Origin of the sequence: Myroides fluvii (genome assembly GCF_009792295.1) — a bacterium.
Lineage (GTDB): Bacteria > Bacteroidota > Bacteroidia > Flavobacteriales > Flavobacteriaceae > Flavobacterium > Flavobacterium fluvii_A.
In genome coordinates this window covers 685,882-704,132 of sequence record NZ_CP039934.1, presented here as the reverse complement: position 1 = coordinate 704,132, position 18,251 = coordinate 685,882, and the positions used below count along the sequence as shown (strand labels likewise).

Sequence of the window (18,251 nt, the reverse complement as noted above, 5' to 3'; positions counted from 1 at the left end):
CTCTATTTTCGTTTTTTGGTTGATCGGGAGGAATTAGTTGAACCTCCCATTACCTTATTGAGTAAGCTAAATGCGCCTTTTATAAAGGTGGCACTTGTAACCACTTTTAATATACTCTTGGCTACGGTGTTGTCTTCCTTTTTAGCAGATGACGTTGTTTTTGTCGTTGTGGCCTCGGCTTGTTCATTTAGTGCTGTTGATCGCTTTTCTAAAATTTCATAGGCGCTTTCAACCGCTACCGTTTGATTGTATCGCTGCACGAGTTTAGATTGATCTGTGATCTGCTTGATTTCACCTGCTGTCAATACATCCATACGACTCATCGGAGCGCGCATTGTACAAACAACTAAAGGAGTGGGAATTCCCTTTTCGTTTAAAGCTGTTACCAATGCCTCCCCAGTCCCTAGTTGAGTAATGATCTCGTTGGTTGTGTAATAAGCAGTAGAAGGGAAGTTTTCGGAAGCTGCTTTGATGGCTTTTCTGTCTTTTTCAGTAAACGCTCGAAGCGCATGTTGGATTTTTAATCCCAGCTGTGCCAATACGCCATTGGGAATGTCGGTTGGATTTTGAGTGATGAAGTAAATACCAATCCCTTTAGAGCGAATTAACTTAACAATTGTTTCAATTTGATTTAATAAGGCTTTGCTCGCTTCATTGAAGATAAGGTGCGCTTCATCTATAAATAAAACTAATTCGGGTTGTCCACTGTCCCCTTGTTCAGGCATCTTATTGTAAATCTGTGTTAGCAGGTTCAACATAAATGTAGAAAACAGTTTGGGCTTGTCTTGAATGTCGGTTAAACGCAAAATATTGATGTATCCCCTTCCTTTTTCATCGTACCGCATCAAATCTAATACATCAAAAGACGGCTGACCAAAGAACAAATCAGCACCTTGTTGCTCTAATTCGATTACCTTTCTGAGGATGGCATTCGTGGAAGCAGGGGAAATTCGCCCGTATTCATTTTCAATTTCACCCTTTCCTTCGTTGGTTAAGTACTGTAAAAGCTTTTTAAAATCGCGTAAATCAACTAATTCTAGGTTGTGATCTGCTGCAAACTTGAAGAGCAAAGCGATAATTCCAGCTTGTGTATCGTTGAGTTCAAGTATTCGGCTGAGCAATATTGGACCAAATTCAGCTATTGTAGCGCGCAATCGTACCCCGTTTTGCTGTGAAAGCGTCAGTAATTCAACGGGAAAACCACTAGGAGCAAAAGGCAAATTCATTTGTTCGTGGCGATTTTGAATAAAGTCATTGAGCACGCCTGGCTCTGCGATACCGCTAAAGTCTCCTTTAATATCCATCATAAGAACGGGAATCCCCTTTGCAGATAGCTGTTCGGATAGTACCTGTATGGTTTTTGTCTTTCCTGTTCCTGTTGCTCCTGCTATTAATCCATGGCGATTTAACGTTTTTAATGGAAGATTAATAAAAGCATCTGCAACAATTTTTTGATCTAGATTTGCGCAGCCAATCGCAATAAAATCACTTTTATGACTATAGCCATTAATGATGTCAGTTTTAAAATTCGCTAGGCTCATGTTGTATATTTTATATAATTAAAGATGATTTTGAGTCAAATACACAAGTTTATGTGAATAAATGTTATAATTATCAAATGTTAAATGTATCTGTGTTGATGAAATAAAGATAGTAAAATTCATTTAGACTTATTATCTTTACCACTGCTTACTATTTTTTAAAAGTTAAGGTAAGTATAAAAAAGTCTTATGTTAAGTCAAGGTTAGCTTATTTTAAAAAAATAGATTTTAATTTTTTTATTTCATCTAAAAACATAAATTTGCGACACTGATGACTTTAAAAAAGTAAAAAAGTAATAAGTAATAATTGAAAAAAAGAATTAAATTTTAAAAAGATGACAAACGTATCAAACGAATCAGTTGAAAAAGTAGGGTCAAGCTCAGGAGCAAGTAGATTATTTGCATCATTAGCAGTAGTTTTATGTATTGTATTTGGTTACCTTATTTGGGAATTCATTATGGGTAACCCAGCAAACTTTGAGAATGGTGATCCAGCTGGACATCCACTACCAGGTAACTTTATGGGAATGGTGTATAAAGGAGGTCCTGTTGTTGCTGTGTTAATTGGTTTATTAACTATGACAATTGTTTTCTCAATCGAGAGATTTTTAGTAATCTCTAAAGCTTCTGGAAAAGGAGATGTTGGGAAGTTCGTTAAAGAAATCCAAGTTTCTATCAATGAAGGAAGAATCGAAGAAGCTATGGAAGCGTGTGATACTCAAAAAGGATCAGTAGCTAACGTTGTTAGAGCTGGTTTAGTTAAGTATCAACAAATGAAAAAAGAAGGATACAATAGCGAAGAAGCTACTGAAGCAATCCAAAAAGAAATCGAAGAAGCTACAACGCTTGAGATGCCAATGTTAGAGAAAAACATGATTGTATTGGCTACATTAGTATCTATTGGTACATTATGTGGATTATTAGGTACAGTAACAGGGATGATTAAAGCGTTCTCTGCTTTAGCAACTTCTGGTACTCCTGACTCAGCTGCATTAGCAACAGGTATTTCTGAAGCATTAGTTTGTACTGCAACAGGTATTGGTACTTCTACATTAGCGATTGTAATGTATAACTCATTTACTACAAAAATTGATAGATTAACTTATTCAATTGATGAAGCTGGATTTGCTATTACTCAAGCATACAGAAGATTCAAAGGATTAGTAAAATAATTTTAGAATAAGTATTAATTATCTTATATTGAGAAATATAGGAGTTAAAAAGATTTATCAATGGCTAAAGGTAAAATGAAAAAGAAGAGTATGAGCGTAGATATGACCGCAATGTGTGACGTGTCATTCTTACTCTTAACTTTCTTCGTATTAACATCGACAGCAAAGCTTCCGGAGCCATTACCAGTAGATACACCAAATTCAACCGTTCAAACGAAGTTGCCAGAAAGTAACTTAGCAACAGTTACAATTGGAGGAGAGCCAGGTAAAGAAAAGGTTTTCTTCGGAGTTTTGGGAAAAGAAGATCGTATTGCTACACTTGAAAAAATGGGTAGTCGTTATCAGATTGAGTTTAATGATGAAGAGAAGCAAGTATTTGCTTATACTGAAGGTATCGGAACTCCTATTAACGAATTGAAGAAATTTTTAAATCAACCAGCCGATGTTAGAAATAAAATTGGAGCAGACCAACCAGGTGTTCCAACTGACTCGTTGAACAATCAATTAAAAGATTGGGTTGAGATGGCACGTACAGTGGCAAAAGAGAGAAATAACAAAGTTTTAGACGTTGCAATTAAGGGAGATGCGGAAGCAAACTACCCTGCAGTGAAAAAAGTTATCGATATCTTGCAAGAACAACGTGTAAATAAATTCTTCCTAGTTACAGGGCTTAGAAACGAAGATTTTTAATCATTAAAAAATTAAACTGTAAATGGCTGAATTAAATACAGGCGGCGGAGGCAATAAGGATAAAAAAGTAAGAAGTAAGAAACAAAATGCCGGAGTAGATTTAACTGCGATGGTGGATTTAGCGTTCTTATTGATTACGTTCTTTATGTTGACAACATCTATGAACAAGCCTCAGTCTATGAATCTTGCGATGCCTGATAAACAAGCAGAGCTTGATATTGAAGACCAGAAGACTAAGGTAGATGAGAACCGTACAATGACGATACTAATTGGCGGAGACAATAAAGTAAAATGGTATATGGGTATGGTAAACAACCCAATAGAAGGACCTACAGATCAAACGTATGGCAAAGCTGGTATTCGTCAAGTATTGTTAGAGAAAGACAAACAAGCGATTGCTTACTCGAGAGAAGCAGACAAAGGATTGATCGTGATCATCAGAGCTAGTGAAAAAGCTACTTATCGCAATTTAGTTGATATTTTAGATGAGATGGCTATCTCAGGTATTAAATCATATGCATTAGTAGATATCACGCCTGAAGATTTAGAAATATTAGGTGAGAAGTAGTTAACGTTCTGAGAAATTAAGAAATTATGTCAAAATTAAATATCTTTAAAAAGGATTGGGTTGATATTATCTTCGAAGGACGTAACAAGTCTTACGGAGCATATCAATTGCGATCTGAAAACCCAAAAGTAACAACTGTAGCATTGTTCTCAGGTATTGCTTTGTTCGGTTTAGCATTGGTTTCACCCATGTTAATCGATATGGCAAAAGGAACTTTTGGAAATAATAAGGTGGATAAGTTGGATAAGGTTATCGAGATGGAAAATTTAAATTTGCCTGAGGATATCCCACCACCACCTCCACCACCAGAGGATGTACCACCACCTCCACCACCTCCACCAGCAGATGAGGTTAAGTCAATAAACGATACTAAAAAGTTTACTGAACCCGAAATTGCTAAGAAAGAGGAAGTGAAGGAAGAGATTGTTTCTCAAAAAGAGCTGGAATCAGCTGACGTAGGAACAAAGGATATGAAAGGTGATAAGGACAAAGGGGAAATCAAGATTAAAGAAAAAACAGGAGAAGCGGACAAAGGAACTGGTTCAGGTGGTGACGGAGATGGAAACGAAGTTTTCATCGCTGTACAAGTACCAGCTGAATACCCTGGAGGTATGCAAGCGTTTAATAAGCAATTTATTCAACGTTTCAGAACCCCAGACATCGATTCAGGTGTGAAATCTATCCGTGTTATCGTTATGTTTATCGTTGAAAAAGACGGATCTTTAACTGATATCAAAGTTGTACGTGACCCAGGTTACGGAGCTGGAAAAGAAGCAGTACGCGTGTTGAATAACATGCCGAAGTGGAAACCAGCCGTACAAAACGGGAAAACAGTTCGATCACAGTTTACATTACCTATTACAATTCAAGTTCAATAGTAATGTTTAACAATAAATTCAAACAAAAATCGCTCATTGAGCGATTTTTGTTCTTTTTTGGACTCTTGTTTTTTCTTCTTTATTTGTTTTGTGGTATTGCACTTATCGTAAGTAAGTCACTCCCTTTTCAAATGGAAGACAATCACCGAATCTTATTCGGTATTGTATTAATAGTCTACGGTTTTTTTAGATTCTACCGTTTGTGGAGTACTAATATGGGAAAAGATTAAAAAAAAGCTTCGATTCATTCGAAGCTTTTTTTATTCCTAGTTTTTATGTTAAAAACTACTTTTATTTTTTCCTTCTTGCAAAGAATATCTATCTTAGACGAAAGTAAATGAGCAAACTAAGTTTTGTTCTAAATTTGTTTTATATGATTCAAAGAAGAAGCGCTGCTAGAATGGGAATTTTAGCTGGTGTTTTAGTAGCAACGAGTTTGTTCTTTCAGTGTAAAGATAAAAACACGACAACTGCTGATTCCAATTCAGAAGTAGTTTCTCAAGAAGAGACTTTATTAAGCGGCAAGCTAACAATAGGAGTAGACGAATCTGTCTTTCCAATCGTTGAAGATGTGGCTGTTCTTTTTGAAAATGAATATAAAAATGCAAAACTAACCCTACTCCCTAAATCAGAACGCGAAGTGCTCAATTTATTGTTTGCCGATTCGATTCGCGTAGCTGTGATGCCTCGTTTGTTGACGGAGGAAGAATTGGAACACTATAAAGGAGTTGTTGCTCCAAAGCAAACGCACTTTGCCAGTGATGCCATTGTTTTTGTAACGAGTAAAATGGCCGTGGATTCTATCGTGGATTATACCGCTATTTTAAAGCAATTGGAAAAAGGCCGATTGAATGAAGCTGACTCTTTTCTTGTTTTTGATAATTACAACTCTAGCGTTTCTTCCGCATTTAGAAAAGCAACAGGCTTCGATTCTTTTCCTAAGGACTATGCCTATTTTCTCAATACAACTGAAGAAGTGATTGACTATGTTGTCAAAAACCCAAAAGCGATTGGCGTAATTGGATTGAATTGGTTGACACAACCCAATGCCGCGATTCAAAAGAATATTGAAGCTGTTAAAGTATTAGCAGTTAAAAACGACGCAGATAAGCAATACTATAAACCAAGTCAGAACAATCTTGCCGAAGGGACTTATCCGTTAATTCGAAAATTATACATTTGGGATATGCAAGGTAAAAATGGCTTAGGAACAGGATTTGCTTCGTATATTGCTGGATATAAAGGACAGCGTATTGTATTAAAATCGGGCTTGTTTCCATTTAATACACCACCAAGAGAAATTGTCGTAACAAAAGAGATTAAATAATAAACCACATACTTATAAAACAATAACGATATATTATGAATAAAAAGTATTCTATTTCATTGTTAACTTTAGCTTTAAGTAGTTCTTTTGCTTTTGCTCAAAGTATAAATGAAGCAAAAACAGCAATCAATGCAGAGCAATTTGATAAGGCTAAAGAGATTTTAAAAGATTTAATTGGTAAAAAGCCAGCAGACGGAATTAACTACTACTATTTAGGAGATGTATTCTTAAAAGAAGACCAATCTGATTCAGCACGTTATTATTTCGATAAAGGGCTTTTAGCGAAATCAAAAGGTTCATTAAACTATATCGGTTTAGGTCAAATTGAATTAGATAACAATCGCGCAGCTGAGGCAGTTACTAATTTCAACAAGGCTGAAAAAGAGATTAGAAAGAAAGATTACAGTGAGCAGTTGTTGATTGCGGCGGCTTATTTGAACTCAAAAATGCCAGATGCAAAAGCAGCACAAACTATCGCAGCTGATGTTGTAGCGAAAGATTACAACAACCCAATGGGGCATTTGCTTTTAGGTCGTTCATTCTTAGAACAGAAAAATTTAAATGACGCATTTGCATCATTTAGAAATGCATACGATTTAGATAATACATTAGTTGAAGCTAAATTGCAAATGGCTATGATTACAAAGCGCGCAAGAGCTTATGCTGATGCAATCAAAGCGTGTGAGGAAATCTTAGCTACAACCCCTGATTATGCTCCAGCTTATAGAGAAATTGCTGAAATTTCATATATGTGGTCTAAAGCAAACGCACCAAAAGAAAAAGAATTGATTGCGAAAGCAGGAGAAAACTACAAAAAGTTTATCAAGGCAACAGACAACTCAATTGATTCTCAAATGCGTTATGCGGATTTCTTGGTTTTAACAGAAAACTACCCTGAATTAGAGCGTGTAGCCATGCAAATGAAAGATATCAAAGGTGTAAACCCACGTATCCATAGATATTTAGGCTATGCAGCTTACGAAAATAAAAATTATCAAGTGAGTGCGGATGCTTTGGATAAATTCTTAAAAGTGTACTTGAAAGAATCAAAAAGCTTAAACGCTATTGGTAGAGATTATATGTATTTAGGTTTGTCTGAAATTGGATTGTCAAATGACGGAGCAAACAAAGAACTATACCACAAAGGACTAAATCACCTGAAAGATGCAGTGAATGTAGAAATTGCTATTGCGGGTGAATTCAATCGTTATGGGTTGGATTTGTTTAGAGCAAAAAAATACCAAGAGGTAATTGATATTTTGAGCATCTCTGCAGAGGTTAAAGAATCGTCTGGTTATATTTACGATAACTATTATGTTGGGTATTCTTATTACTTATTAGGGTCAACAGATCGTCCGGACAGTGAGGATTTATTGAAAAAAGCAGATGAATATTTAGCAAAAACAATCGAAGCATCGCCACTAACACAAGAAGCGTATTTCTATAGAGCACGTGCAAATCGCTACATCGATCACGTAGATGCTTATGATCGAATGTTTGAATCATACCAAGGGTTCTTGAAAGTGTTAACAGAGAAGAATGAATTGAAAAACACTTCAAATAAAGAGCAAGTAATCGAGGCACATACGTCAATAGCTACTTATTATGCAAATAAAAATAGAAATAAGGAAGCTGTAGAGGAATTTAAAAAAGTATTAAATTTAGATCCATCGAATAGTTTTGCTAAAAAAACAATGGAAGCGATTCAAAAAGGATAATAAATTATATAAAAGAAGTAAAAGGCTGAATATCTAAGGTATTCAGCCTTTTTTTTATGCAATTTCTATTGTAGTTTTCCTAATCCTACTATATTTGCCGGATGCAACTATCTATTATTATTTTAAATTATAATGTTCGCTATTTTTTAGAACAATGTATTAAATCTGTCCAATCTGCAATAAAGGCAATTGATGCAGAGATTATAGTAGTAGATAATAATTCTCAGGATAGTAGTGCTGCTATGATGCACGACATTTTTCCGGAGGTTCTTTATTTTGAAAATCAGGATAACTTAGGTTTTCCCAAGGGAAATAATATCGGAGTAAAACACGCCAAAGGCAAATACATCTGTATTCTTAATCCCGATACTGTTGTTGCAGAAGATACATTCGAACAGCTTTTAGCACTTTTTGAGCACAAAGAACGATTGGGAATTGTCGGTTGTCAATTAATTGATGGTCGCGGTGGTTTTTTACCCGAGTCAAAAAGAGGGATTCCAACCTATTGGCGCTCTTTAATGAAGGTAACGGGCTTATATAAGCTATTTCCGACGAGTACCTTTGCAAATGGCTATTACGCTTCCCATTTGCCTCAACACCAAAATGGAGCTGTTGAGATATTGGTGGGGGCCTTTATGTTTATGCCTCGTGCTTTATATTTAGAATTAGGAGGATTTGATGAGCGATTTTTTATGTACGTCGAAGATACCGATTTGTCTTATTCTAGCTTGAAAGCGGGATATGAAAATTATTATTTAGCGGATACAATGATTATTCATTACAAAGGAGAAAGCACAGTAAAAGATCTTGAATACGTAAAGCGATTTCATCGAGGTACACAAATATTTTATGAAAAGCACTTTCGTAAATCATACATCTTTGAATTTGCCATGCGTTTAATTGCATTCACTTTTCTATTTGCCAAACAAAGAACAAAAAGTCCAAACTTAGAAGTTGTCAGTTCGACTTTAGTGGTTAGCAATAGTTCAAGGTTAAAGCAACAGATTGAAGCAGCCCTGCAAAAGGCGATTATTCAGGTGGACAGTCTAGCTCAATTACAAGGTGAAATAGATCAAAAAGCAAAAGAAAATGACTATTTAGTAGAAATTATCTTTGATGGCGATTATTTAACTAATAAAGAGATCATTACCTTTATGCATAAAAATTATAGATCAGAAATAATTTATAAAATTAAACCTGTGAATTCTTTGTTTTTGATTGGTAGTAATGATAGTAATAGTAAAGGATCCGTGATAATTTTAGAAGAATGATAATTTTATCTTTACGTGGAAAAAGTCCGAAATATTATTAAATTTGTAATCTGAATTAAGAAACACAACCTTAGGTTATAAATATGGCAAAGTTCGAATTGAAATTACCCAAAATGGGAGAAAGTGTTGCGGAAGCAACCATTACAAACTGGTTGAAGAATGTAGGGGATCGCATTGAGGCTGATGAGACAGTATTAGAAATCGCAACGGATAAAGTTGACAGTGAAGTTCCATCAGAAGTCGAGGGAACTTTGGTTGAAATATTATTTCAAGTAGACGATGTTGTTCAAGTAGGACAAACAATCGCTATTATTGAAACAGAAGGAGGCGAAGTAGCTTCAACTCCAGCTGCTACAGCAACACCAACTGCAGCAGTAGAACAAACCGTACAAGTAGCACAAGACGTTGCTGCACCAGTAGATTTTTCAGCATCGGAGAAATTCTTTTCACCTTTAGTTAAAAATATCGCAAAAGAAGAAGGAATATCTTTGAGTGAATTGGAAGCTATCCAAGGAACAGGAAAAGAAGGACGAGTGACTAAAAACGATATTTTAGCTTATGTTGAGACAAGAGGTGCTCAACCACAAGCTGTAGCTGCACCAGTTGCTAAAGTGGAAGTAGCAAAACCAGCAGCAGCTCCTGCAACAGCAGCTAAAGCAGTTCCTGTGTCTGTTAACGGTGGAGATGAGATTGTGGAAATGGATCGTATGCGTAAACTGATTTCAGGATACATGGTACAATCACTTCAAACTTCAGCGCACGTACAATCGTTTATCGAAGTAGACGTGACGAATATCGTAAACTGGAGAAATAAAGTTAAAAATTCTTTCGAGAAAAGAGAGGGTGAAAAATTGACGTTCACGCCAATCTTCATGGAAGCAGTTGCTAAAGCGTTAAAAGATTTCCCAGGAATGAATATTTCTGTTGATGGAGATTTCATCATCAAGAAAAAGAATATCAACTTAGGAATGGCAGCAGCCTTACCAAACGGAAACTTAATTGTACCTGTAATTAAAAACGCAGATCAATTGAACTTAGTTGGCATGGCAAAAGCGGTAAACGACCTAGGGAACCGTGCAAAAGCAGGTAAATTAAAACCAGATGATACACAAGGTGGAACGTATACTGTAACAAACGTGGGTACGTTTGGAAGTGTTTTTGGTACGCCAATCATCAACCAACCACAAGTGGGTATTTTAGCTTTAGGAGCTATTAGAAAAGTACCAGCGGTTATTGAAACACCAGAAGGAGACTTCATCGGTATCCGTCAAAAAATGTTCTTGTCACACAGTTATGATCACCGTGTAGTAGATGGAGCATTAGGAGGTTCATTTGTGAAGCGTGTAGCTGACATTTTAGAAGCTTGGGATATTAATAGAGAAATCTAGTTTGGTTTACGGTGAACGGTTTACAATTCACGGTAGCGATATAAATATAAAAGGGATTGTCTAAGTGACGGTCCCTTTTTTTGTATTAGATGTTTTGGCTTTTACCTTTTGACTATTTATCATTTGACTATACGTTGTTTCTTTTTTGAAGGAAGTAAGAAAAGCAAAGGAAGAAATCCGGCTAGTATGACAATGACAATAAAATAGGTACCTAACCCTTCTGCATTTCCTAGAGCGGTTTGAATGGTTTGGAACTGAAGGTAGAACAGAATGATGAGTGTGGTTAGGTTTAAAACACGCATCATACGCGTGGCTTTGGTATAATACACTGCTGCATTTTCTTCTGTTATTTCCGTTGGATAATTATATAGATGGGGTTTATTCTGAAAGTAACGCAATAAAGCAAAAACGAAAACACCTATTCCCACCAATAAAAAGAGCGCAGCTTTATCTCCATAAGCATCTGGCTCTCCTGCTGCATTAAAGTGGGTCGGGATGGTTTCGGGTAACTGATTGTAGTAAAAGGCAGTAACTCCTACAAAAGCCAGTAGTATTAGAATATTCATTCCATCGAGGCAACGATCGATAGGAGTAGGGGTAATTTTAAGTACAGGTCTTTGATTCATTTGGGTTGTTTGTTTAATAAAGTTAAAATCAAATATAATAAAATTAAGTTAAGTTTAAATAAAATTTAATATTATTGTGTTGCTTTAGAAAAATAAATAATTTTAAATACAAGAATCTATAGTATATTAGATAAACAAATAGGAGAAGTATATTTTTAATTCAGCAGATGAAACATTTTTTACCTTTTTTACTGTTTTTGTTTAGTATGGGAACGTGTACTTCTTTACAAGCTTATCCCATTTTTCCACGAACGCTAAGTGATGTATATAAAGCAGCAGATCATGTGGTGTATGGCAAAGTGGTTGGATTTATTGAAGTAAAGGAAGATTCAGATCCAACGAAACCTCCACCTCCACCTCAAATGTATAATTCAATGGTTCAACTCTTAGTAAGAGAGGAGATAAAGGGAGAAGTCAAAGAAACGGAGATTTGCATTGCACATTATCGTGGAATGATGTGTCCTGAACCTTTTGATTTTACAGAAGGACAAGAAGTGTTACTTTTTCTGAATAAAGATGGAAAAGAAAATTTTTATTGGACTTATGCCTGGTCGTATGGGGCAAGAGAACTAAAGGCAGAGGAGTACCTACTGTACAAGAAGAAACTAGTCGATTTACAAACTATATTGGATAATTCGGATAAAGCGATTCAAGAACAGCAATATGTTGATTGGATGGTAGAGTGCATCAAAGAACCATTAACGCGTTGGGATGGTACTTTTGATTTACTCAATGAAAAATTGGAGGATACTCCTGAACGCAAACTAGTTGCTAATCCTTATCCTTTAAGTAGTGAGCAGAACAAAGAATTACGTCCACTTGTTTTTAGTAAAAAAGAATTAGATGACATAGATATTCGATTATTGAATCATTTGAGGGGTAAAGAAGACAAGGAGATCTTGGATTTGATGTATAAAAAAATGAAGACAACCCCTTTGGATAAGGGTAGTTATACTTTTTTTACTATGGGGACCAAAATGATAGCCGAATTATCACATCGAAAAGAGTTAATAACCTTGAGTTTGGAAATTGAAGATTTAGGACTATCTAAAGAAGGGGAAAGGAAAATCAAAGAGTTTCAAAAAATAATGTAAGCGAAAGAAGCCCTTTTAAGGCTTCTTTCTTTGTTTGTGCCAATCCTCTTTTAGAGCTCTTCTTTCAAATAATGTTGATGCATTTTCTCCACGCGTTTGGCAATCTGTCGTTGCAGATGACGGGGAGAAAGAACGACGATGGCTTCCCCAAAGCCCAGTATTTCGCGCTCTAGTTCAAAGTTAAGCACCACATCCAAGCGAATTTTCATTCCCTTTTCATTTTCTTCTAACACCACTTGAGAGCTGTGTAGGGGTTTTGTTTTGACATAAGGGGCATGGTACTGATTCACCCAGAGGATTACTTTTTGTGCGCGGTCTTGTTCTGTTTTGGTTACACCTAAAGTATCTTCAAAGTAACGATCAAAATCAACCCCTTGGTATGCTTTGTACGGTTCATTGGCAATGGAATAAACATTGACGATGCGGTCTAAGGCCAAGGTGAGTAAATGACGCCCTTTACTCGCTCTAGTAACCAAAAACCAACGGTTGCGGTATTCCTTGAGTAAATACGGATAATAGAACTGTTTAGAAGCCTCTTTGGACTTGAATGATTTGTATTCGATCAATAAGGTTTGCTTGCTCTTTATCGCTTCGTATAGCGGGCTAATGAACTTAATTCCCTTCAACAATGGGTTGCCCTCCATCTGAATGTAGTTCGGGGCTTGTGTACTGCGCGTTAGCAAACTATTGTCTAGTTTGGCAATCACCTCACTCATTTCATCTACCTGGCTAAATCCATTGAGGTGTTTTAAAATTGAAACCACTTCTTTGAGCTTTTCCATATCCGCCTCATTGATCGGTGAGTTTTTTATGCTGTACTGCGGATCTTCATAGGTATAGTACTTTCGATCTACCACAACAATAGGCGCATTATAGCCCAAACTATCACTGCGCATACTCTGAATATCCGATTGAATCGTGCGCTTGCTAATTCCCGTATCTATGCCTTCGTATTCATATAACCCATCGGCCACCTTTTCAATTAGGTCGTTCAAGGTCCATTTTCTGAATCGATTCTGTAAACATTCATCAATAATGCGGTAACGCAAAAGCGCTAGTTTGTTTGTTGCCATGAGATTTTACTTGTAATAGTCCTTCAAAAATACGCAAAATGCACAGAAGTACGCAATAGTTATGCGTAGTTGTTTTTTTTAGCAAGGGAGAGTCCTATCATTTAAACTTGTATCTTTAGGATTCAAACTAATCATCCATGACGATAAAACCCAACTTTCATTCCCAATGCGTTCTTTTAAAGAACAAGAAACAGGTGGTCATTAGAGAAGCTCAACCTGAAGATGCTTTGGCTCTAATTCAATTGATACAAACGTATTTAGAAGACAGCGAATACATTCCATTAGAACCAGCTGAATTTACGAAAACAGAAGAAGAAGGAGTACACTGGATTACTTCTTTGCAAACAGCTTCTAATTCGCTTTTTTTGTTGGCAGAATATGAAGGAAGGATTATAGGGAATCTCGACTTAACCGGACATGGAAGGAAGGCATTGCAACATACCGCTATTTTAGGGATGGGAATGCTAAAGGAATGGAGAGGTTGTGGTTTAGGAACCGCACTTGTTTGTCAGGCGATGGATTGGGCTAAGCAACAGCGTCAACTAGAATTAATTTGGCTTCAGGTTTATGAAGAAAACAAGGCAGCTATTGCGTTGTACCAAAAACACGGTTTTACAACCATTGGCATCATGCCTGCTTTTATCAAAGCTAATCATCGCTATTACAACAATCAAATCATGCAGGTTCAGTTGTAATATCTTCCCCTATAAAGCTGTAGGTCGAAAGAGGTTGTTCCAAAGAAGCACCTCTTTTTTTTGTTTATAGACCATACAGTCTACTTTTTTAGGTGATTTATTCTACTTTTATTCTTTATCTACGCAATAGTTATGCGTAGTTGTTTTTTTATACTCTTTTTTTAATTTTTAATTCCTTGATTTACAGTGTTTACGGTTTTATTTTGAAAATATTTTCATCTACGCAGTTCGCTTGCGGACATGGGTATGCATCTTTGTACTGTTCGAAAGATACAAACCTTGGAAGCGTTTCAGTATAGCGCGGAAGTAAGGCACAATCGTTCCCCTTATCCTGTTTGTATGTGTAGAATAATGAGGTTCGACTCCTCACATTCGCTTCGGTGAATGACTAGTGGTTTAATTCTGTTATTCGGGTCGTAGGTTCGAATCCTACTATTGCAGTAGCAATATAACTCAGCTGGTTAGAGTAGAATACCAATTGCCTTAAAAGCAATCATGATGAAGTTGGAGATCTTCTAAAAATCTCCTCCAAAAAAAAGTTCAGTCCATTAGTGTTTCTGTTTTAGCTGTTTTTCTCTTGAGAAAGACTGCACAAAACACCTTGCCTAAGCCTGTAAAAACAAGCGAGGCTACAAAAGAGGATTAGGGATGATATAGGGCGAATCACTTGCTTGCTGAGGGATTCCAGACTATAAACAAATAATCTAATTTTTTAGTCTGCTTCTTTTTCCGCCAACCGCAAGGGAAACCTAATTGAGGCTGTTCTTTTATACACATGACATAAAAAATAAAAAAGATAAAAATGAAAAAGTTACAAGTAAAAACCAACCACGTAGCCTTAGTGTTTAACCAAGGAGAATTGCAAAAAGTACATTCCGCAGGTCAGTATTGGTTATGGGGAAATAAAGAAGTGGTAGAGTATAACAAAGCCGAACTATTCCCTATGCGTAGAGATATGGATGCGTTGTTGAAAAATGAGCAGCTAGTGGAGATGTTAGAAATCGTCGATGTGATGGATAACGAAGTGGTTTTGGTGTACAAAAACAAAATCTTTCATACGGCAGTAGCTGCAGGACGTTATATCTATTGGAAAGACAATGGAATCTATTCGTTTGAACGCTATCAGACAACCACCTTAGAAGTGCCTGTTGCGATTGCTAGAAACATCAGAACCAAAGGCAATATGCTCAACTTCTTGCGTATGTACACTGTGGGAGCAAATGAAAAGGGATTGCTATTTGTCGATGAACAATTTCAAGGGGTTTTGAATGCAGGAGATTACTGCTATTGGAAAAATGAAATTAAAGTGCAAGTCCTCGTTGTGGATGTACGTCAACAAACGATGGATATGAATGGACAAGAAATCTTGACCAAGGACAAAGTACAATTGCGCATCAATTTCAACATCGTCTATCAAGTCCGTGATTTGTTAATCGCTTATGTGGCAAACAAAGAGGTAGAGAAGCAAATGTACAATGTCGTTCAATTGATGTTGAGACAAAAAGTAGGTCGCCTATCTTTCGATGAATTGATGGAAAACAAAGAAAATGTTTCCCAAGCTATTTTGGAAGACGTGCAAGCGGAACTTGTCGCTTTGGGAATCGACTTAAAAGCTTGTGGTATCAAAGATATCATCTTGCCAGGAGATATTCGAGAGATTATGAATCAGGTGTTGATTGCAGAGAAAAAAGCACAAGCCAATATGATTACGAGAAGAGAAGAAACAGCGGCTACCCGTAGTTTGCTGAACACCGCCAAATTGATGGAAGAAAATGATATGTTGATGCGATTGAAAGAGATGGAATACATGGAGAAAATCGCTGATAAAGTTGGGGAAATCAGTTTGTCTGGTGGTGGAAATGTATTGAAACAATTAAAAGAAGTATTTGGGTAGTTGATCGTTAACGGTTGACGGTTGACAGTTGACAGTTGATGGTTGACGGTTGATGGTTGACGGTTGACAGTTGATGGTTGATGGTTGATGGTTGACGGTTGATGGTTGACGGTTGATGGTTGACGGTTGACAGTTGACGGTTGACGATTGACAGTTGATGGTTGACAGTTGACGGTTGACGGTTGACAGTTGACGGTTGACGGTTGACGGTTGATGGTTGACGGTTGATGGTTGATGGTTGACGGTTGATGGTTGATGGTTGATGGTTGATGGTTGATGGTTGATGGTTGATGGTTGATGGTTGATGGTTGATGGTTGATGGTTGATGGTTGATGGTTGACGGTTGATGGTTGACGGTTGACGGTTGATGGTTGATGGTTGATGGTTGATGGTTGACGGTTGATGGTTGACGGTTGATGGTTGATGGTTGACGGTTGATGGTTGACGGTTGATGGTTGATGGTTGACGGTTGACGGTTGACGGTTGATGGTTGACGGTTGACAGTTGATGGTTGACAGTTGATGGTTGACAGTTGATGGTTGACAGTTGATGGTTGACGGTCACCTCACACCATCTCACCGAGCAAAAAACAAAAAACAAAAAAAATGGAAAAGAATACCCCAATTAACGGGAACGATTTAATAGCCTTAGGATACCCACAAACAGAACTAGTAGGTATTGCGTTAAAGGCAAATAAAAAGCGAACAGGGTTAACGAAAATAGAAATGTTAGCCCATTACAAAATGGTGTTGGATAATGCCGAAGATTACACCAACCATAAGATATTTGGAAAACTAGCCACTGCTATTATCGAAGGCGTTGGTCAACGAGAAGAAGAAGAGGTGATCCCACTGAGAGAAGAAGCCGTTGCTTATAGTATCTACGGATCAGAGCATATTGAAGAAGGAGCTATTCGTCAGATGGAAGTAGCCGTAAAATTACCCGTGGCGGTTGCTGGAGCCTTGATGCCCGATGCCCACCAAGGGTATGGATTGCCTATTGGAGGGGTTTTAGCCACAGAAAATGCCGTTATTCCCTATGGAGTTGGGGTGGATATTGGATGTCGAATGGCCTTGTCTATTTTTGATATGAAGGGAATAGAATTCTACGGAATGGAAGCCCTATTAAAAGAACAATTGGTGAAACATACCAAGTTTGGTGCAGGGCATGGGTTCCTGGGACAATACAAAGCGCAACATGCTATTTTAGACCGTGGTGAATTTAACCTGAACCCTTTTATCAAGAATTTACACGATAAAGCATGGGCGCAATTGGGTTCTTCTGGAGGGGGAAATCACTTTGTAGAATGGGGACTGATGGAGTTCTTGGAACGCGATGAGGTATTGAATATTGATAAAGGAACTTATGTGGCTCTACTGACCCATTCAGGATCCCGAGGAATGGGAGCCATGATTGCTGGTCGATATACCCAAATTGCCAAAGACCAATGTAAGTTGCCACATGAAGCGAAGAACTTGGCGTACTTGGATCTGAATTCAGAAGCCGGACAAGAATATTGGACGTTGATGAATTTAGCAGGTGATTATGCATCCGCTTGTCATGAGGTGATTCACGATAAATTGACCAAAGCCATTGGAGCAGAAGTGTTAGCTAAAATTGAGAACCACCATAATTTTGCGTGGAAGGAAATGTACCAAGGGAAAGAGGTGATTGTCCACCGTAAAGGAGCAACACCAGCCAGTAAAGGAGTGATGGGAATTATCCCAGGATCCATGACCGCACCAGGATTTTTAGTTCGAGGAAAAGGAGAAGAGGAAGCCTTGCATTCTGCTTCCCATGGAGCTGGTCGACAAATGAGTCGAACACAAGCCATTAAAACGCTAAAAGCACGCGATATAAAGGCTGTTCTACAAGATCACGGAGTAGAACTCATCGGAGCTGGAAAAGATGAAGCACCGATGGCGTATAAAGATATTCATCAAGTGATGGCCGCTCAAGGTGAGTTAGTCGATGTAGTAGCGATGTTTACCCCTAAAATCGTCCGTATGGCCGATGACGGAAGTAGAGAGGATTGAGTTGGTTGACGGTTAACGGTTTGCGTTTTCTGAATAGGTAAATTGTTCTCTAATCGAAAGCTTTGAGTAACGGATGCGTCCTCTCCTTGCGTCGAGGACATACTGTGTGTCCAAAATAGTAATCAGTTATGGGGTATCGGTTAATTTTTTGATTTAAGAATACATATATTCTTTAATCGATAATCTGGCGAAAAAGCAACTTGCGAAAAAACGAAAAAGCAAATTTAAAGGTTTACGGTTTGCGGTTTACAGTTTACGGTTTACGGTTTGCGGTTTGCGT

At 37.4% G+C, this 18,251-nt stretch carries 16 protein-coding genes; 12 read left to right on the top strand and 4 right to left on the bottom strand.

Going from position 1 to position 18,251, the window contains the following annotated elements; translation table 11 throughout:
* Positions 1-2: 2 nt before the first annotated feature.
* Entirely contained in the window at positions 3-1,541 is a 1,539-nt protein-coding gene (locus FBR08_RS03335; protein WP_158961406.1) for a helicase HerA-like domain-containing protein, read from the bottom strand.
* Between the two features lie 335 nt (positions 1,542-1,876).
* Here FBR08_RS03335 and FBR08_RS03330 point away from each other — a divergent pair, with 335 nt between their 5' ends.
* From FBR08_RS03330 to FBR08_RS03295, 8 genes are all read left to right on the top strand, one after another.
* Positions 1,877-2,713 (top strand): MotA/TolQ/ExbB proton channel family protein, encoded by an 837-nt coding sequence (locus tag FBR08_RS03330; protein ID WP_158961405.1) that lies wholly within the window; start codon positions 1,877-1,879, stop codon positions 2,711-2,713.
* A 60-nt stretch (positions 2,714-2,773) separates the two neighbouring features.
* Complete coding sequence (locus tag FBR08_RS03325) at positions 2,774-3,403, top strand: ExbD/TolR family protein (protein ID WP_158961404.1); 630 nt, start codon at positions 2,774-2,776, stop codon at positions 3,401-3,403.
* A 22-nt stretch (positions 3,404-3,425) separates the two neighbouring features.
* On the top strand, positions 3,426-3,971 hold the full coding sequence (locus FBR08_RS03320; RefSeq protein ID WP_158961403.1) for an ExbD/TolR family protein: 546 nt from the start codon (positions 3,426-3,428) through the stop codon (positions 3,969-3,971).
* A 26-nt stretch (positions 3,972-3,997) separates the two neighbouring features.
* Complete coding sequence (locus tag FBR08_RS03315; RefSeq protein ID WP_158961402.1) at positions 3,998-4,849, top strand: energy transducer TonB; 852 nt, start codon at positions 3,998-4,000, stop codon at positions 4,847-4,849.
* A 373-nt stretch (positions 4,850-5,222) separates the two neighbouring features.
* Complete coding sequence (locus FBR08_RS03310; protein ID WP_233266226.1) at positions 5,223-6,176, top strand: PstS family phosphate ABC transporter substrate-binding protein; 954 nt, start codon at positions 5,223-5,225, stop codon at positions 6,174-6,176.
* 35 nt (positions 6,177-6,211) lie between these two features.
* Positions 6,212-7,894 (top strand): tetratricopeptide repeat protein, encoded by a 1,683-nt coding sequence (locus FBR08_RS03305; RefSeq protein WP_158961401.1) that lies wholly within the window; start codon positions 6,212-6,214, stop codon positions 7,892-7,894.
* A 101-nt stretch (positions 7,895-7,995) separates the two neighbouring features.
* Positions 7,996-9,165, top strand: coding sequence for a glycosyltransferase family 2 protein (locus tag FBR08_RS03300; protein ID WP_158961400.1), 1,170 nt, complete (start codon positions 7,996-7,998; stop codon positions 9,163-9,165).
* An 83-nt stretch (positions 9,166-9,248) separates the two neighbouring features.
* Positions 9,249-10,553: a dihydrolipoamide acetyltransferase family protein gene (locus FBR08_RS03295; RefSeq protein WP_158961399.1), complete on the top strand. Its 1,305-nt coding sequence runs from the start codon at positions 9,249-9,251 to the stop codon at positions 10,551-10,553.
* Between the two features lie 119 nt (positions 10,554-10,672).
* On the opposite strand, the gene FBR08_RS03290 is transcribed toward FBR08_RS03295, so the two are convergent.
* The gene (locus tag FBR08_RS03290; RefSeq protein ID WP_158961398.1) at positions 10,673-11,179 is read right to left on the bottom strand and encodes a DUF1648 domain-containing protein; all 507 of its coding nucleotides are present in this window, start codon (positions 11,177-11,179) and stop codon (positions 10,673-10,675) included.
* 167 nt (positions 11,180-11,346) lie between these two features.
* Here FBR08_RS03290 and FBR08_RS03285 point away from each other — a divergent pair, with 167 nt between their 5' ends.
* A complete protein-coding gene (locus FBR08_RS03285) occupies positions 11,347-12,273 on the top strand; it encodes a hypothetical protein (protein WP_158961397.1) in 927 nt (308 codons plus the stop codon).
* Between the two features lie 50 nt (positions 12,274-12,323).
* Here the strand turns inward: FBR08_RS03285 and FBR08_RS03280 are convergent, their stop codons facing one another.
* The gene (locus tag FBR08_RS03280; protein ID WP_158961396.1) at positions 12,324-13,346 is read right to left on the bottom strand and encodes a helix-turn-helix transcriptional regulator; all 1,023 of its coding nucleotides are present in this window, start codon (positions 13,344-13,346) and stop codon (positions 12,324-12,326) included.
* 137 nt (positions 13,347-13,483) lie between these two features.
* On the opposite strand from FBR08_RS03280, the gene FBR08_RS03275 reads away from it, so the two are divergent.
* Positions 13,484-14,041, top strand: a complete 558-nt coding sequence (locus tag FBR08_RS03275) for a GNAT family N-acetyltransferase (protein WP_158961395.1) — start codon at positions 13,484-13,486, stop codon at positions 14,039-14,041.
* An 802-nt stretch (positions 14,042-14,843) separates the two neighbouring features.
* The gene (locus tag FBR08_RS03270) at positions 14,844-15,935 is read left to right on the top strand and encodes a slipin family protein (protein ID WP_158961394.1); all 1,092 of its coding nucleotides are present in this window, start codon (positions 14,844-14,846) and stop codon (positions 15,933-15,935) included.
* Here the strand turns inward: FBR08_RS03270 and FBR08_RS03265 are convergent.
* A complete protein-coding gene (locus FBR08_RS03265) occupies positions 15,915-16,499 on the bottom strand; it encodes a hypothetical protein (protein WP_158961393.1) in 585 nt (194 codons plus the stop codon). The genes FBR08_RS03270 and FBR08_RS03265 overlap by 21 nt on opposite strands.
* 41 nt (positions 16,500-16,540) lie before the next feature.
* On the opposite strand from FBR08_RS03265, the gene FBR08_RS03260 reads away from it, so the two are divergent.
* On the top strand, positions 16,541-17,971 hold the full coding sequence (locus FBR08_RS03260) for an RtcB family protein (RefSeq protein ID WP_158961392.1): 1,431 nt from the start codon (positions 16,541-16,543) through the stop codon (positions 17,969-17,971).
* Positions 17,972-18,251: the final 280 nt, after the last annotated feature.

Bases quoted from the DNA above. Each gene is read 5' to 3' on its own strand.
- FBR08_RS03260 (WP_158961392.1), top strand. From the start codon at position 16,541: ATGGAAAAGAATACCCCAATTAACGGGAACGATTTAATAGCCTTAGGA.
- FBR08_RS03330 (WP_158961405.1), top strand. From the start codon at position 1,877: ATGACAAACGTATCAAACGAATCAGTTGAAAAAGTAGGGTCAAGCTCA.
- FBR08_RS03320 (WP_158961403.1), top strand. From the start codon at position 3,426: ATGGCTGAATTAAATACAGGCGGCGGAGGCAATAAGGATAAAAAAGTA.
- FBR08_RS03300 (WP_158961400.1), top strand. From the start codon at position 7,996: ATGCAACTATCTATTATTATTTTAAATTATAATGTTCGCTATTTTTTA.
- FBR08_RS03280 (WP_158961396.1), bottom strand. From the start codon at position 13,346: ATGGCAACAAACAAACTAGCGCTTTTGCGTTACCGCATTATTGATGAA.
- FBR08_RS03335 (WP_158961406.1), bottom strand. From the start codon at position 1,541: ATGAGCCTAGCGAATTTTAAAACTGACATCATTAATGGCTATAGTCAT.
- FBR08_RS03310 (WP_233266226.1), top strand. From the start codon at position 5,223: ATGATTCAAAGAAGAAGCGCTGCTAGAATGGGAATTTTAGCTGGTGTT.
- FBR08_RS03295 (WP_158961399.1), top strand. From the start codon at position 9,249: ATGGCAAAGTTCGAATTGAAATTACCCAAAATGGGAGAAAGTGTTGCG.
- FBR08_RS03285 (WP_158961397.1), top strand. From the start codon at position 11,347: ATGAAACATTTTTTACCTTTTTTACTGTTTTTGTTTAGTATGGGAACG.
- FBR08_RS03290 (WP_158961398.1), bottom strand. From the start codon at position 11,179: ATGAATCAAAGACCTGTACTTAAAATTACCCCTACTCCTATCGATCGT.
- FBR08_RS03315 (WP_158961402.1), top strand. From the start codon at position 3,998: ATGTCAAAATTAAATATCTTTAAAAAGGATTGGGTTGATATTATCTTC.
- FBR08_RS03325 (WP_158961404.1), top strand. From the start codon at position 2,774: ATGGCTAAAGGTAAAATGAAAAAGAAGAGTATGAGCGTAGATATGACC.
- FBR08_RS03305 (WP_158961401.1), top strand. From the start codon at position 6,212: ATGAATAAAAAGTATTCTATTTCATTGTTAACTTTAGCTTTAAGTAGT.
- FBR08_RS03275 (WP_158961395.1), top strand. From the start codon at position 13,484: ATGACGATAAAACCCAACTTTCATTCCCAATGCGTTCTTTTAAAGAAC.
- FBR08_RS03270 (WP_158961394.1), top strand. From the start codon at position 14,844: ATGAAAAAGTTACAAGTAAAAACCAACCACGTAGCCTTAGTGTTTAAC.